We start from the raw sequence: 16,684 nt of genomic DNA on the forward strand, positions 1-16,684 counted from the left end.
CCTTGGAATTCCAACAGTAGTAGACAGAATCATAGAACAAGCAATTGCCCAAATTCTAACACCAATGTTTGAGCCACAGTTTAGTGAACATAGTTATGGATTTAGACCAGGTAGAAGAGCACAGCAAGCAATATTAGAGCTACTAGAATATCTAAATGATGGATACACATACATAGTAGACATCGACCTAGAAAAGTTCTTTGATAACGTACCACAGGACAAGCTTATGTACCTAGTAGGCAAAACGGTGAAAGACCCAGATGTAATATCTCTTGTAACTAAGTATCTAAGAGCAGGAGTAATGGTAAAAGGGAAATATGAAGAAACCACTATAGGAACTCCGCAAGGAGGTAACTTATCTCCTTTGCTTAGTAACATAATGCTCAATGAATTAGACAAAGAGTTAGAAGCACGAGGCTTGCACTTTGTTAGATATGCAGATGACTGTATAATAACCGTTGCAAGCAGTGCAGCTGCAAATAGAGTTATGCACTCAATTACATCTTGGATAGAAAGAAAACTAAGTCTCAAGGTGAATGCTACTAAATCAAAAGTCACAAAACCAACAAGGCTCAAATACCTAGGATTTGGCTTTGTGAAAATGAATGGAAAATGGGAAGCCAGACCACATAAAGATTCAATAAACAGATTCAAGAGAAAGCTCAAGAAACTAACATATCGTTCGTGGTCAGTGCCTATGGACTACAGGATACTGAGACTAAATCAGGTGATAAGAGGATGGATAAACTATTTTAGGATAGGTAAGATGAAACAAAATATGACTAAAATAGACAAACATCTTCGTAATCGTATGAGGATAGTTATATGGAAGCAATGGAAAACTAGTAAGAAAAGGATGTGGGGACTAAGGAAGCTTGGTGTACCAGAGTGGATGGCGAGACAATCTGTAGGATTTGCAGACCATTATCAGGCGGTAGCAAAAACAGCCGGACTTCGCAAGATAACAAAAGAAATCCTCGCAAAGCGAGGACTCATTAGTTGTTTAGATTATTACATGAATTGAACCGCCGTATGCCGAACGGCACGTACGGTGGTGTGAGAGGGAGGAGAAAGTCCTCCCTACTCGATTATATTTTATATTGATTTTTGGGTATATAAGTAGTAGTAAAGTTAAGGTTTTTATAGTATCATGATATAATAAATATGGGATATGATAATAGCATATATCTCAGTATATATTAAATTTAAAATTAGGAAACTATAATGAATAATAATATAAATAAAAAAGATAAGGGCAGTATGGAAATATAAACGGAAAAGCAATATAGCGAGGAGGTGATCAGGTGTTCGATATAGAGGGTCATTTAAAGAAACTACCAGCCAGCCCGGGTGTTTACCTGATGAAGGACAGGGACAATAATATAATATATGTAGGGAAGGCTGTATCCCTAAAGAACAGGGTAAGGCAGTACTTTCAATCATCTAGGAACCATTCTAAAAAAGTCGTTTCCATGGTTAAAAATATTGATAGCTTTGAATACATAATCACTGACTCAGAGGTAGAAGCTCTTATACTTGAGTGTAACCTAATTAAAAAGTATAAGCCCAAGTACAATATACTTCTAAAGGATGATAAGACTTATCCTTATATAAAGGTTACAGTGAATGAGGACTTTCCTAGGGTTTTGAAGGTGAGGAAGATATTAAAGGATAAGGCTAAGTATTTTGGACCTTACACAAATGTATCCGCAGTAAATGATGTTCTAGACCTCATAAGGGATATTTACCCGATTAGGACCTGTAACATAGATATAGATAGGGCTATTAGAACTGGTATGAGGCCATGCCTAAACTACCATATAAAAAAATGTACAGGACCCTGCACAGGATATGATATAAAAGAAGATTACAAGAGGATGATAGATGAGATAATTATGTTTCTCCAGGGCAAGGAAGAAAAACTTGTAACTATGTTTGAAGACAAGATGAAAAAGGCAGCTATGGACCTTGATTTTGAAAATGCTGCCATATACAGGGACAAGATCAACAGCCTAAACGAGGTTGCCCAAAAGCAGAAAATCAGTAAGCTACAGAGTGATAATGATCAGGATGTAATTGCCATGGCAAACTTTGACCAAGAAGCCTGTGTCCAGATATTCTTTATCAGGAATGGCAAGATTTCAGGTAGGGAAAGATTTATGCTAGATGGCATAAAGGACAACGACAGGTCCGAAATACTGGGATCTTTTGTAAAGCAGTTTTATATGTCACAGGAATATGTACCCAAGGAGCTGATAGTTGAAGAAGAGATATTTGACCAAGAAATAATAGCCCAAATGTTGTCTTCTAAGAGGGGGTCAAATGTTTCAATCAAGGTACCTAAAAAGGGAGAAAAAAGAGCCCTTGTTCTTATGGTTAGGAAGAATGCAGATGAATATCTTGTTAAGTTTGACGACTTGAAGAAGAAAAAGTATCAAAAGAGCCTTGGAGCCCTTGATGAGCTAAAGGCAGTCCTAGATATAGAGAGTGATCTACACAGGATAGAGGCCTACGATATTTCAAATATACAGGGTGTCGATTCTATAGGTACCATGGTTGTCTACACAGATGGCATCAAGGACAAAAAAGAATACAGAAGGTTCAAGATTAAGACTGTTGAGGGACCTGATGACTATGCTTCTATGGCAGAGGTCTTAGACAGGAGATTGAAACATGGCAAGCTACCAGACCTCATACTACTGGATGGTGGTAAGGGACAGGTGTCAGCAGTAAAAAGGGTGCTAAAAGACAATGGCCTAGAGATACCTCTTTGGGGCATGTATAAGGATGATAGACATAGGACCAAGGGGCTTATAAATTCAGACAAGACAATAGAACTAGATAGGACTTCTAGCTTATACAGGTTTGTATATGGTATTCAGGAAGAAGTACATGGGTATTCCATATCCTACCATAGGAGTCTGAGAGATAAGAAGCTTACCAAATCCATTCTTGATGATGTTCCAGGTATTGGACCTAAGAGGAAGTTGGCCTTGATAAGCAAGTTTAAGGATATAGACAAGATAAGGTCTGCAAGTATAGATGAGATAATGGAAGTTGACGGTATAAGTAAGAAGATAGCAGAGGATATAGTAAATATTTTAGAAAAAGGGGAATACAATGGTTAAAGTAACAGTAAAGAATTTGATTGAAGATTTGGGACTAAAGGTATTAACAGGCAAACTAGAAGCGGCAAAAGAAATATATATAACAGAAAAGGAAGTCAATAGGCCGGGTATACAACTTGCCGGTTATTTTGACTACTTTACTCCAGAGAGAATCCAGGTAATAGGAAAAACAGAGTACACATTTTTCGGTAGTTTTTCAACAGAGCACAGGGAAAAGGCCTTGGGAGAATATTTTTCTTATGATATACCTATTATTATTGTTACTAGGGGTATGGAACTTAGGGAGGATTTTAGTAAATTTGCCAAGGCATCAGATATAATAGTCTGCTCTACTGAAAGCACTACTACTAGGTTTATCAACAAGCTATCATCTTATCTTGAAGACAAGATGGCTCCATTTGAGACAATACACGGTGTTATGGTAGACATAAATGGAGTAGGGGTCTTGATCAGGGGAGAGTCTAGTATAGGTAAGTCGGAAACTGCTCTTGAGCTAGTCCAAAACGGAAATAGGCTAGTGGCTGACGATGCAGTAGAGATAAGACGTATAGATGATGGATTCTTGTCTGCATCTGCACCAGAGATCCTAAGGCACTACCTTGAAATAAGAGGAATAGGTATAATAGATGTCAAAAAACTATACGGAGCACGAGCTGTCAAGCCTACCAAAAAAGTTGATATTTTAGTTTATCTAGAAAATTGGAATCCAGACAAATTCTATGACAGGCTAGGTCTAGATAGGGAGTATGAAGAGATATTAGGGGTAAGGGTTGAAAAATTGATAGTTCCTGTCAAGCCGGGTAGAAATACAGCCATGGTTCTAGAAGTAGCCGCCATGAACTATAGACAGAGGGAAATGGGGGATGATGCAGCCCTAGAATTTTCTGACAAGCTGATGAATGAAATAGAGAAAAATAAACAAATAAATAAAAATAAATAGAATAAAATTATCAAAACTATTGTTATTTTTCACTAGATTAGATATTATATAAGGTGGCGTGAAATATATAAATTTCTAGAAGGAGGTAGTTATGGATAAACAATTGACTTTTGAACTCTTGAAAAATGAATTAGACAAAAGTGAGATTATGGTAGATGAACCCATGCATAATCACATTTCCTTCAAGGTAGGAGGTCCAGCAGATATACTTGTTAGACCAAGGACAGAGGAGGAAATACAGAAAGTATTTAAAATAGCAAAAGAAAATAATATTCCGTTCATAATAAAGGGCAACGGCTCTAATATATTGATAAAAGATGGTGGATTTAGAGGACTAGTAATTGAAATAGCAGACAATTTCAGTGACTATAAAATAGAAGAAGAAACAATGACAGTACAGGCAGGTGCCCTGCTGTCTATTATAGGTAAAAAGGCGATGGAGGCTAGTCTTACAGGCTTTGAATTTGCTTCAGGTATACCGGGTACTCTTGGTGGTGCCCTTGCCATGAATGCAGGTGCATACGGTGGAGAGATGAAGAATATAGTCGAATCTGTAAGGATAATGGATGAAGATGGAAATATAAAAGAGTATTCAAACGAAGAGATGGCATTTTCATACAGACATAGTAGACTATCCGATACAAAGCACATAGCCCTATCAGCAAGGATTAAGCTTCAAAAGGGTATCTATGAAGATATAAAAGAGATAATGGATGACTTGAGACTTAAGAGAACTTCAAAACAGCCTCTTGAATACCCTAGTGCTGGTTCAACTTTCAAGAGACCAGAAGGGTATTTTGCAGGCAAGCTAATACAGGATTCAGACCTAAAGGGATACCAAATGGGTGGAGCTCAAGTATCTTCAAAGCATTCAGGTTTTATAATCAACTATGACAAGGCAAGTGCCAAAGACATAATTAACCTTATAGACCATGTAAAGGAAAGAGTATTTGAATGTTTTGGTGTTCGCTTAGAAGAAGAAGTCAAGATACTTGGAGAAGATGAAGAATAGTATCTGGAGGTAAAACATGAAGATATTAGGAGACTACCACACTCATACGAGATATAGTTGTGGTAACAATGAAAATAGGCTACATGCAAAGGGTACAATAGAAGAGAACGTCAAGGCTGCAATAGCCAAGGGCATCAAGACTATAGGTATATCCGAACATGGATTTAGACATAATTTTTATGGCCTATCAAAGGAAAATGCCCTAAAAGAGAGGGCTGAAATAGACCGCCTAAATGAAAAATATCCTGAGATAAATATATTGATGGGTATGGAGTGTAATATATTGGATGACAAGGGAAGGATTGATATGGATCCAGACCTAATTCATATATTTGACTATATGTTGGCTGGCTACCACTATGGATCAAAGCCTACATCATTTAAGAATTTGCTTCATCATGCGGACAATCTTTTGACAAATGGTTTTTTCTCAAAAGAATACAATACTAGGTCAGTTATAAATGCCATGAAGAAGAATAACTTGTTATACATATCCCATCCTGGTGACAAGGGTAGGATAGATATAGAAAGGGTTGCTAAGGTAGCTGTAGAAACAGGCACAGGTCTTGAGATAAATGGATATCACGACAGGCTAAGTGCTGACATGATAAGGCAGATTAAAGATATGGATGTCAAATTCTATATTGGGTCTGATGCACACGCACCGGACACAGTTGGAAGGTTTGATCTAGCCATGCAGATAGTCAAAGAAGCGGGAATTAATGAAGACAGGATAGAAAATATAGAAAAATAATGGGGGTGTTGGTATGAAATTTGTAATTGTAACTGGTTTATCCGGATCTGGTAAGAGTTCAGCTATGAAGGCTCTAGAAGATATGGGATTTTACTGTGTGGATAACCTACCACCAGCTCTAATTTTTAATTTTGCTGAGTTGTTTTTCCATTCTAATACTGGAGAGGACAAGTCAAAGTCTAATATGGACAAGGTTGCTCTTGGAATAGATATCAGGGGTAGGGAGTTTTTTGAAGAATTAAACTCAGCACTTGACCAGTTGGGAACAGCAAACTACAAGTATGATATGATCTATCTGGATTGTGATGATGAAGTCCTTGTCAAAAGATACAAGATGACTAGGAGAAACCATCCTTTGGCCAGTAATTCACAGATACCAGATGGTATCAAGAAGGAAAGGTCAATCATGGAGCCCCTTAAGAAGCTGTCTAATATGATAATAGATACATCTAATATGAAGCCAAAGGACTTGAAGGCTGAGATAGCTAGTATGTATGATGAGGGTGATGGGCTTGAAAGTCCTAATATAACAATATCAGTAGTATCTTTTGGATTTAAATATGGTATACCAATCGATGCCGACTTGGTATTTGATGTTAGATTCTTGCCAAATCCTTATTACGTTCAAGAATTAAGAGAAAAAACTGGCGATTATCAAGAAGTTAGGGACTATGTTATGGATTCTGATGTTAGTCATGAGTTTTTGGATAGATTATTCGATATGTTTAACTTCTTGATACCTCAGTATATAGAAGAAGGTAAGCAGCACCTAGTAATAGCTATAGGTTGTACAGGCGGTAGACACAGGTCTGTTACTATAGCCAATCTTACATATGATTTTCTTAATTCAAATGGTTATAGGGCTGTTAAAAAGCATAGAGATGCCAAGCTTGACTAGGAGAAATCAATATGATAGAGGGATTAACTAAAATGGAATCTATCCTCTTTGTACTTACTGTATTTTCTATGGTTGCTTTTTTGGCTACAGTTATAGTCTTGTATAAGTTTTTTAACCTATACAAGAACACAGTAGTACAGAATATGAGGAAGATAGAAGATATAGAAGGGTCTAAGAAGGATAAGAAAATAGTTGTAATAGGTGGTGGTACTGGTCAGTCAGTATTTTTGAGGGGCCTTAAGCACCTGACTAAGAATATTACAGCTATAGTAACAGTAGCAGATGACGGTGGTGGTTCCGGAGCTCTTAGGGAAGATCTTGGAATGTTGCCACCGGGTGATATAAGAAACTGCCTACTTGCCCTTGCCAATATAGAGCCAACCATGAGTGAAGTAATGCAGTATAGGTTCAAGGAAGGGGCTCTTAGGGGGCAGAGTTTTGGCAACCTATTTTTGGCAGCGATGACAGGCTTGTATGGCAACTTTGAAAATGCTGTATACAGGATGAGTCAGATATTTGCAATAACAGGAAGAGTACTTCCAGTCAGCCTAGATGATATTAACCTAGTTGCTGAATTGGAAAATGGTGAGATAATTGTGGGTGAGTCTGTGATTCCCAAGGAATCAAAAAGATATAACTCCAAGATAAAAAAAATATCCCTAGACAATAAAAAGGCCAAGCCACTTGATGAGGTGATTTCATCTATCAAGTCAGCGGATGCAATAGTGATAGGTCCGGGAAGTTTATATACTAGCATTCTTCCAAACCTTTTGGTGGAGGGGGTAGTAGATGCACTTTCTACATCTAAGGCTCCGGTTATTTACCTATGTAATATAATGACCCAGCCAGGAGAAACCGACAATATGGACGTAGTAGACCATATAAGGGCCCTTATAATGCATGCTGGTGTCAACTTTATAGATTATGTTATAGTCAATAATGAGGAACTTCCTATGGGTGTATTCGAAAGGTATGCCAAGGATGGGGCTCAGATGGTTGTGCTTGACCATATTCAAAGGGAGAAGATAAAGAGCTTTAACATAAGCCTTAGGGAAGAAAAATTGATAGAGATAAAAAGCGGCTATATAAGACATGACTCTGAACTTGTGTCAAAGGTCGTTATAGATATATGTAATGAGATAAGGAATTAGTATTTTAACGTTTGATTTAAGGAGTGGTATGATGAGAGAAGAGGTAAGCGCAGGAGGAGTCGTCTTAGTAGGAAATGCTATTTTGCTACTTAAAAAATATAATGGTGATTGGGTACTTCCAAAGGGCAAGGTAGAGCCAGGAGAGACCCATGAAGAGACAGCCTTGAGAGAGGTAAAGGAAGAGACCGGTGTAAAGGCTAGCATCGACAAATATCTAGGAGAAATTCACTACACATACAAGGAAAATTGGGACCAGACAAAGTCAGTCCACAAGATGGTATATTGGTATCTAATGCATACTAAGAACATGGATACACAACCTCAGAGAGAAGAGGGATTTGTAGAAGCCAAGTTTGTCCATGTAGACAGGGTTGTAGATATGGCAAGATATGATGATGAAAAAGAGATCATAAAGGTAGCCTTAAAGGAAATAAAGAGGAAGTAAGAAGATGTCTTTTTCAACAGATGCAAAAAGTGAACTGACTAGGATAAAAAATGAGGACTTTAGGCTGGATAGGGCAGAGCTATCGGCAATAGTTAGGATGTCAGGATCCATACAACTGGCTGGTAATATGCAGTTGAGCCTAAAGATTACAACAGAACTAAATGCTATAGCTAGAAAGGTATTTAAGATTCTAAAAGACTCCTACAATATAAATACATCGATCACAGTAAACAAAAATCAAATGTTAAAAAAAACAAATAGCTATGTTTTGACGATTACACCAGAGATGGGGGCGGGTAAACTACTAGTTGATCTTGGCATAATAGACAATGAAAGGACATTCTTCCCTAAAAATGAGATATCGTCGAGGATAGTTTCAGAACCTGATGAAGCATATGCCTATCTCAGGGGGGCATTTTTGGGTGGTGGCTCAATAAATGATCCTGAAAAGAACTACCATATGGAGTTTGTATCAAACAGTGAAGACTATGCATTTGAGCTGAGTGATATGATCAATTCCATGGGATTTTCTAGTAAGATAGTGACTAGAAAGAACTACTATGTAGTATACTTAAAAGAGAGCGAACAGATCTCAGACCTTTTGACTTTTATAGGTGCTCATAAGGCTATGTTGTCACTACAAAATATAAAGATAATGAAAGAGATGAGAAACAACGTAAATAGGATAGTCAATTGTGAGACAGCCAACCTATCAAAGACAGTTGATGCAGCAGTCAAGCAGGTTGAGAATATACTTATAATACAAAAGACTATAGGAATAAAAAAACTGCCAGACAACCTTCAGGAGATAGCCCTATTGAGGCTAGAAAATGAAGATATAAGCCTTAAGGAACTAGGAGAGATGTTGAATCCACCGCTTGGCAAGTCTGGTGTCAACCACAGATTTAAAAAAATTGAAAAAATAGCTGACAGGTATAGAGACCAAGTCTCACCAGAAGATTTATTTTAGGCTGATACTTATGTCATCCATTATTATTAGGCTGAGAACCATATCTGATACTTATCAGAATTTGGTAATCAGCTATTTTTATTTATAAAATAGGAAAGGAGGATTATCATGGAGGAAAATAAAGATTTTTGTCACCTACACGTTCATACAGAATATAGCCTACTTGATGGATTTTCAAGGTTAGACAGGTTGATTCCTAGGCTAAAAGAGCTGGGCATGACTTCGTGTGCCATCACAGACCACGGCACTATGTTTGGTGCTATAGACTTCTATAAAAAGTGCAAAAAAGAAGGTATAAAGCCTATTATAGGGTGTGAGGTATATGTAGCACCTAGGACTCTTGACCAGAAGGATTCAGTATTGGACAAGTACTCTTCCCACCTGATATTGCTAGCTGAAAATAACGAGGGCTATGAGAACTTGATAAAGATAGTGTCAGACTCATATGTAGATGGATTTTACTACAAGCCTAGGACAGACAAGGACCAGTTGAGGAAGTATTCTAAGGGTATAATCTGCCTTTCTGCCTGCTTAAATGGGGAAGTAGCCAAGGCCTTACTAGCCAGAAACTATGAAAATGCATTAAACTACGCTGTAGAGTACAGGGATATATTTGGTAAAGATAATTTTTACCTAGAGATGCAGGACCACAAGCTGGCTGAAGACAAGGAAGTTAATGCAGGTCTTATTAAGATATCCAAAGAACTTGGAATACCCCTTGTAGCTACAAATGACGCCCACTATGTCTATAGGGAAGACTCTAAAATCCAGGATGTCTTGATGTGTATAGCCATGCAAAAGACCCTTGATGATCCTTCTAGGATGAAGTTTCCAAATGATGAGTTTTATATAAAGTCTAGGGAAGAGATGGAGGGCCTCTTCAAGTTTGTACCAGAGGCCATAGATAATACACTTGAGATAGCTAAAAGATGTAATGTTGAGTTCGATTTCAACAACTACCACATACCTACCTTCAAGGTGCCTGAAGGTTATACAGAGGAGTCCTACCTAAGGTATCTTTGCCAAAAGGGTCTAGAGGAGAGGTATGAAGATATCACTGACGAGATAAGAGACAGACTTGAATTTGAGATAAATACTATAGCGAATATGGGCTATATAGAGTACTTCTTGATAGTTTGGGACTTTATAAATTTTGCCAAAGAGAATAATATAATGGTCGGACCTGGTAGGGGATCTGCTGCGGGTTCTATAGTTGCCTATACCCTTAAGATAACGGATATAGACCCTATAAAGTACAACCTGCTTTTTGAACGTTTCCTAAACCCTGAAAGAGTTACCATGCCCGATATAGATATAGATTTTTGTTATAAGAGGCGTGAAGAAGTAATAGAATATGTCAAGAGAAAGTATGGATCAGACCACGTTGCCCAAATTATAACCTTTGGTACAATGGGGGCAAAGCTTGCTATAAGAGACGTAGGTAGGGTACTTGATATAGCCTACAATAAGGTCGATGCAGTTGCCAAGGAGATACCTTTTGAACTGAATATGACAATAGACAAGGCCTTTGATAAAAATCCTACCTTGACGGAAATGTATGAGTCTGACCAGGATGTAAAGGAAGTAATAGATGTATCAAGAAAGCTCGAAGGAATGGTAAGGCACGCTTCAACCCATGCCGCTGGGGTGGTTATATCAAAAAGACCAGTCCACGATTATGTACCGCTTTACAGGAACCAAGACTCCATTACTACCCAGTTTACAATGACTACTCTTGAAGAGCTAGGACTTCTAAAGATGGACTTTTTGGGTCTAAGAACCCTTACAGTTATAAGAGATGCCCTAGACCTTATAGAGATAAACAGGGAGGACAGGGGCTACACTGAAAAGATAGATTTTTCAAAGATGGACTACGATGATCCAAAGGTCTATGAGCTGCTTTCGTCAGGCAATACCCTAGGAGTCTTCCAGCTGGAAAGTTCAGGCATGAGAAACTTTATGAAGCAGTTAAAACCGGACTCATTTGAAGATATAGTTGCGGGTATATCCCTATTTAGACCGGGTCCAATGGATTCCATACCTAGGTATATCAGCTTTAAGAATAACCCTGAGGAGGCAACCTACCTACACGAAAAACTAAGGCCTATCTTGGAGGTTACATATGGTTGTCTAGTATATCAGGAGCAGGTTATGCAGGTGGTTAGAGAGCTTGCAGGTTACAGTTTTGGTAGAAGTGACCTTGTCCGCCGTGCCATGTCAAAGAAAAAGATGGATGTCATGGAAGAAGAGAGACAGTACTTTATACATGGTAAGTTTGACGATAAGGGAAATATCGAAATACCTGGCTGCATCAGAAACGGGGTACCAGAAGATATAGCCAACCAGATATTTGACGATATGATAGACTTTGCAAAGTACGCATTTAACAAGTCTCATGCAGCTGCCTATGGGGTGCTTGCCTATGAGACAGCCTATCTTAAGACCTACTATCCAGTTGAGTTTATGGCGGCTCTGATGACTTCTGTAATAGGCAACACAGACAAGGTCGTTGAATATATGAGAGAGTGTAGCAAGCTTGGTATAGAGGTATTGCCGCCGGATATCAACAGGTCATATTCAATGTTTTCAGTAGACAAGGGTCACATAAGATTTGGTCTTGTGGCAGTAAAGAATGTTGGAGCCAATGTGATTGACGGTATTGTAAAGGAAAGAGAAGAAGGCGGAGAATTTACGGACTTTGTAAATATGATAAAAAGACTCGACTCAAGGTTTACCAACAAGAGGGCGATTGAGAGCCTTATAAAATGTGGTGCCCTAGATTCACTTGGAGAGACAAGGGCTAGCCTATTATTATCTTTTGAAGATATACTGGACAGTGTCAGTAGGGACAAGAAAAGAAATGTAGAAGGGCAGATATCCTTGTTTGATATGGTGTCAGACCAGGGACAGGACCTAGGAATAATAGACAACACTAGCATCAAGCACTACGATGAGTTCAAGCAAAAAATCATTCTGGACATGGAAAAAGAAGTAATGGGTATGTATATATCAGGTCATCCCCTATCTGAATACGAGGACATCCTAGCCAGGAGGACATCTATAAACAACTTTAAGATCAAGGAACTAAAAGAAGATCCTAAATTACTGCAAGAACTAAACGACCAAGAGCATATAGTTGGCGGTATAGTCGTGTCATCTAGGTTGATGACTACAAAGAGAAATGAAATGATGGCCTTTGTAGAGATTGAAGATATATTTGGTAGTCTAGAAGTGGTTGTATTTCCCAAGACATACACAGAATATAAGTCCTTATTAAAAGAGGATAGTATAGTTCTCATAAATGGTAGGATGAGTATTAGAGAGGATGAAGATGTTTCAATCCTCGCTGGTCAGATAAAAGACATAACAGATGAAAGTGAGTTTGAAGACTCATATTCAAGTTCTAAGAAAAACACATACAAAAAAGAAGCTAGACCTAGTCTTGAAGCTACAGGAAAGAAGCTTTTTATCAGGGTGAATAGCATGAAAAATACAGACCTTATCAATTCTATCTACAGGGTTATAATGAAGCACCAAGGATTAGACAAGGTGGTTATTTTCCCTGAAGATGAAAATATAGGGGATAAGAAAAAGACCTACCAACTGTCTGAAATGGGTGTTTACGCCGATGATAAACTAAGAAGTGACCTTGAAGAGATAATAGAAAAATTTAATATAGTAATCAAGTAAAGTCAAAAAACCAGTATTTATCAAAGGAGTATCCCGATTTATATGTTTAAGCTATTGATGTGTGTTAAATATATTGAAAATAGTAGCTTTTAAAATTCAAGCTATCAGTAAAATTATAAAAAAAATATAACTGAAACGTCTATTTTGTGGTATAATACAAGAAAAGAACGTTTCAGTTTTTTTTTGGAGTTTATGGGATAAAATTTGTACACTTGGGATTATAAACGACCCGACCTAAGGATCATTTAATTTTAATAGGTCTTAAATTTAAATTTTAGCCTAAGATAGATCGAATTAGTGTATTAATTTATTATAGAAGGTAAATGAAATAAGCGTGTTAGGAGGAAAGTCATGAAAAGTTTAGCCGTATTAACAAGTGGTGGAGATGCACCAGGTATGAATGCTGCTATCAGAGCAGTAGTCAGAACAGCAATATACTATGGATATAAGGTATATGGTATAGAAAGAGGATATAAGGGACTATTAGAAGAAGAATTTATAGAAATGGACCTTTCATCAGTTGGTGATATCATCCAGAGGGGTGGTACTATACTGAAATCTTCAAGATGCAATGAATTTAAGACAGCAGAAGGAAGAGAAAAGGCTGCAAAGATACTAAAGAAAAAGGGAGTAGAGGCCCTAGTAGTAATAGGTGGAGATGGATCATTTAACGGAGCCAACCTACTTAGTGAATTGGGTGTATCAACTATTGGAATACCGGGTACAATAGACAATGACTTGGCCTACACTGATTATACAATAGGTTTTGACACAGCAAGTAATACAATAATAGATGCAATAAGTAAGATAAGGGATACATCATCTTCTCATGAAAGAATAAATATAATAGAAGTAATGGGTAGAAACTGTGGAGACCTTGCCCTATATGCAGGTGTTGCAGGTGGTGCCGAATCTATAGTAGTACCTGAGGTACATATAGATAGAGAAGAGATAGTAAAGAGAATTAGAACAACACAAAAAAGAGGTAAGAAGCATAGTATCATAGTCCTTGCAGAGGGTGCAGGAGACTTCGTTGATGGAGCTATTGGACTAAAGAATGCCCTAGTTGAAAAAGATCATGCAGACGTTAGAGTTACAGTTCTTGGACATGTTCAAAGAGGTGGATCTCCATCATCTTTTGATAGACTTCTAGCAAGTAAGATGGGGAACAAGGCAGTAGAACTATTGATAGAAGGTAAGACTGCAAGAGTTGTAGGTATAAGAGATAACAAAATAATAGATATGGATATCAAGGAAGCACTTTCTTTACCAAAGGAATTTGATGTAGAAACATATGAAATGGCCAAGGTCCTATCTATATAGTAATTTAGGTGGTAGACATAGGTCAGAAGTATTGTTTAATATATGTATATAAAAATAAGTAAGTGATAAGGGGTGGAGTAAATGATAAACAAGAAGACAAAGATAGTTTGTACAATGGGTCCTTCAACAGACTCAGACGATATACTAAGAGAACTTATTTTAAATGGATTAAATGTATGTAGATTCAATTTCTCACATGGTTCACATGAAGAACATAAGGAGAGAATGGACCGTACAAAGAGAATTAGAAAAGAATTAAATGCTCCAGTAGCAATCCTACTAGATACAAAGGGTCCAGAAATAAGGACAGGTGACTTTGAAGAACCAATTGAGCTAGTTGAAGGCGACAAGTTCGTAGTTACAATGGATGACTGTGTTGGTAACAGAGAAAGATGTACAGTATCTTATAAGGATATGGCTAAGGACCTAAAGGTAGGAGACACAATCCTAATAGATGACGGTCTAGTATCATTAAAGGTTGTAGAAATATCAGGACAGGATATAATTACAAGAGTAGAGAATTCAGGTAAGGTATCTTCTAAGAAGGGTGTAAATCTTCCGGGAGTAGAAGTAAATCTTCCAGCCATTACTGAAAAGGATAGGGAAGATATAGAGTTTGGTATCGAACAGGGTATAGACTTTATAGCTGCTTCATTTGTAAGAAAGGCTGCTGACGTACTTGAAATAAGAAAGATATTAGAAGAAAAGGGAGCAACTGACATCCAGATATTCTCAAAGATAGAGAGTCAAGAGGGTGTAGACAATATAGATGCAATTATCCAGGTATCAGACGGTATCATGGTAGCAAGAGGAGATATGGGTGTTGAGATACCTAGTGAAGAGGTGCCAATCGTTCAGAAGATGATCATATCTAAGTGTAATGAGCTTGCTAAGCCAGTAATAACAGCTACACAGATGATGGACTCAATGATCAGAAACCCAAGACCAACAAGAGCTGAGGTAACAGACGTTGCCAACGCTATATATGATGGTACAGATGCTATCATGCTATCAGGTGAAACAGCTGCTGGTAAGTACCCAGTTGAAGCTGTAAAGGCTATGAACAGAATAGCTATTAGAACAGAAGAAACACTAGATTATTCAAATATTAGAGGATATTCAAACTGCGTAAACGGAGTAACTGTTACAGATGCTATATCACACGCTACTTGTACAACAGCTCTAGACTTAGAAGCTAGTGCTATCATAACTTGTACATCTTCAGGATATACAACTAGAATGGTGTCAAAGTTTAGACCTAAGGCACCTATCATAGCTGCAACAGCTGACGAAAGAGTAATGAGAAGAATGTCACTTACTTGGGGAGCCTACCCAGTATTATATAGACTATCTAAGAGCACTGACGAAGTGATTGACGAAGCTATAGAAGCGACTCAGGAAGCTGGCTATGTAAATGCAGGCGACCTAGTTGTTATCACGGCAGGTGTTCCAGTTGGTAAGACAGGAAAGACTAATCTTATCAAGGTATCTACAATAACTGAATTCATCGGAAGAGGTGTAGGTGTCGGAAGAGGTGTTGTCGAAGGTAAGGTAAGAGTAGTCAACCCAGGTGAAGAAGTAGATTTCAACGAGGGAGACATCCTAGTTACAGTAGGAACTGACAAGCAGATGGTTAAGTATATTGAAAAAGCTTCTGCAGTAGTAACTGAGACTGGTGGAATGACATCTCATGCAGCAATTGCGGGTATCAACCTAGGTGTACCTGTAGTAGTGTCAGTACAGGGTGTTACAAGCAAGGTTAAGACTGGTGATGTGATTAAGGTAGAGACTGCTATCGGGACTATTACTAGGGCTTAGTTAAAAGTTAATAATAGGTAAGGGTGTTATGTCTGGTTTTATAACTGGTCGATATTTTTGATACATCATATGCTTGGGTCATTAAAAATCCAATCGTTCACTGCGTTCAGTGGATTTTTGGCCATGACTCTTCGCATTGATGTATGGTAAAAATATCTCTATGTTATTTCAACCAGACATAGCACCCTTTTTCGTGTTGGTGATTGGTAGTGTGTATAGATGTTGTAGTATATCCCTGTCGGGAGCCTGTGTAGGTATGGTTTAGTATGTCTCTGTCTGGAGCCTATGTAGAGATGTGTTGTAGTGTGTCCCTGTCGGGAACATGTGTAGGTATAGTGTAGTGTGTCTCTGTCGTGAGCCTGTGTAGGTAGTTTTAGTGTGTCCTTATCGGGAGCCTGTATAGGTAATTGATGTGAAATCCATTCGGGGTAAATTGAATAGTTTGAGCTATAGGTGCAGGAATAAAATAGATTATTATAAATTAATGGTATTGTATATGATATAATATAGGGTGATAAAAAATTGGAAATTAGATTTTGTGTTAAATAGATTATT

General features: G+C 37.9%; 12 protein-coding genes. All 12 read left to right on the forward strand.

Translation table 11 applies throughout. From position 1 onward, the window contains the following. Positions 1-1,024, forward strand: a 1,024-nt coding sequence (ltrA, locus tag HMPREF0631_RS00390) for a group II intron reverse transcriptase/maturase (protein WP_002842620.1), incomplete at its 5' end; no start/stop codon positions are given. A gap of 280 nt (positions 1,025-1,304) precedes the next feature. Beyond that, entirely contained in the window at positions 1,305-3,128 is a 1,824-nt protein-coding gene (gene uvrC / locus HMPREF0631_RS00395) for an excinuclease ABC subunit UvrC (protein WP_002842635.1), read from the forward strand. Continuing rightward, complete coding sequence (hprK, locus tag HMPREF0631_RS00400) at positions 3,121-4,068, forward strand: HPr(Ser) kinase/phosphatase (RefSeq protein WP_002842638.1); 948 nt, start codon at positions 3,121-3,123, stop codon at positions 4,066-4,068. The genes uvrC and hprK overlap by 8 nt, the downstream gene beginning before the upstream one ends. A gap of 91 nt (positions 4,069-4,159) precedes the next feature. Continuing rightward, the gene (murB, locus tag HMPREF0631_RS00405; RefSeq protein WP_002842633.1) at positions 4,160-5,080 is read left to right on the forward strand and encodes a UDP-N-acetylmuramate dehydrogenase; all 921 of its coding nucleotides are present in this window, start codon (positions 4,160-4,162) and stop codon (positions 5,078-5,080) included. A 16-nt stretch (positions 5,081-5,096) separates the two neighbouring features. After that, positions 5,097-5,834: a PHP domain-containing protein gene (locus tag HMPREF0631_RS00410; RefSeq protein WP_002842597.1), complete on the forward strand. Its 738-nt coding sequence runs from the start codon at positions 5,097-5,099 to the stop codon at positions 5,832-5,834. 13 nt (positions 5,835-5,847) lie between these two features. Beyond that, complete coding sequence (gene rapZ / locus HMPREF0631_RS00415) at positions 5,848-6,732, forward strand: RNase adapter RapZ (protein ID WP_002842610.1); 885 nt, start codon at positions 5,848-5,850, stop codon at positions 6,730-6,732. Positions 6,733-6,743: 11 nt separating this feature from the next. Further along, positions 6,744-7,883, forward strand: a complete 1,140-nt coding sequence (locus tag HMPREF0631_RS00420; protein ID WP_002842642.1) for a gluconeogenesis factor YvcK family protein — start codon at positions 6,744-6,746, stop codon at positions 7,881-7,883. 31 nt (positions 7,884-7,914) lie between these two features. After that, positions 7,915-8,328 (forward strand): NUDIX hydrolase, encoded by a 414-nt coding sequence (locus HMPREF0631_RS00425; RefSeq protein WP_002842623.1) that lies wholly within the window; start codon positions 7,915-7,917, stop codon positions 8,326-8,328. 4 nt (positions 8,329-8,332) lie between these two features. After that, entirely contained in the window at positions 8,333-9,298 is a 966-nt protein-coding gene (whiA, locus tag HMPREF0631_RS00430; protein ID WP_002842614.1) for a DNA-binding protein WhiA, read from the forward strand. A gap of 108 nt (positions 9,299-9,406) precedes the next feature. Further along, entirely contained in the window at positions 9,407-12,988 is a 3,582-nt protein-coding gene (locus HMPREF0631_RS00435) for a DNA polymerase III subunit alpha (RefSeq protein WP_002842608.1), read from the forward strand. A gap of 351 nt (positions 12,989-13,339) precedes the next feature. Then, positions 13,340-14,311: a 6-phosphofructokinase gene (pfkA, locus tag HMPREF0631_RS00440; protein WP_002842643.1), complete on the forward strand. Its 972-nt coding sequence runs from the start codon at positions 13,340-13,342 to the stop codon at positions 14,309-14,311. A gap of 81 nt (positions 14,312-14,392) precedes the next feature. After that, positions 14,393-16,129: a pyruvate kinase gene (gene pyk, locus HMPREF0631_RS00445; RefSeq protein ID WP_002842617.1), complete on the forward strand. Its 1,737-nt coding sequence runs from the start codon at positions 14,393-14,395 to the stop codon at positions 16,127-16,129. The last annotated feature ends 555 nt before the right edge of the window (positions 16,130-16,684 follow it).

This window comes from Peptostreptococcus anaerobius 653-L (assembly GCF_000178095.1).
GTDB classification, from domain to species: domain Bacteria; phylum Bacillota; class Clostridia; order Peptostreptococcales; family Peptostreptococcaceae; genus Peptostreptococcus; species Peptostreptococcus anaerobius.

Coding starts and splice junctions, on each gene's coding strand:
- hprK (WP_002842638.1), top strand. CDS start 3,121: ATGGTTAAAGTAACAGTAAAGAATTTGATTGAAGATTTGGGACTAAAG.
- murB (WP_002842633.1), top strand. CDS start 4,160: ATGGATAAACAATTGACTTTTGAACTCTTGAAAAATGAATTAGACAAA.
- HMPREF0631_RS00410 (WP_002842597.1), top strand. CDS start 5,097: ATGAAGATATTAGGAGACTACCACACTCATACGAGATATAGTTGTGGT.
- rapZ (WP_002842610.1), top strand. CDS start 5,848: ATGAAATTTGTAATTGTAACTGGTTTATCCGGATCTGGTAAGAGTTCA.
- HMPREF0631_RS00420 (WP_002842642.1), top strand. CDS start 6,744: ATGATAGAGGGATTAACTAAAATGGAATCTATCCTCTTTGTACTTACT.
- HMPREF0631_RS00425 (WP_002842623.1), top strand. CDS start 7,915: ATGAGAGAAGAGGTAAGCGCAGGAGGAGTCGTCTTAGTAGGAAATGCT.
- whiA (WP_002842614.1), top strand. CDS start 8,333: ATGTCTTTTTCAACAGATGCAAAAAGTGAACTGACTAGGATAAAAAAT.
- HMPREF0631_RS00435 (WP_002842608.1), top strand. CDS start 9,407: ATGGAGGAAAATAAAGATTTTTGTCACCTACACGTTCATACAGAATAT.
- pfkA (WP_002842643.1), top strand. CDS start 13,340: ATGAAAAGTTTAGCCGTATTAACAAGTGGTGGAGATGCACCAGGTATG.
- pyk (WP_002842617.1), top strand. CDS start 14,393: ATGATAAACAAGAAGACAAAGATAGTTTGTACAATGGGTCCTTCAACA.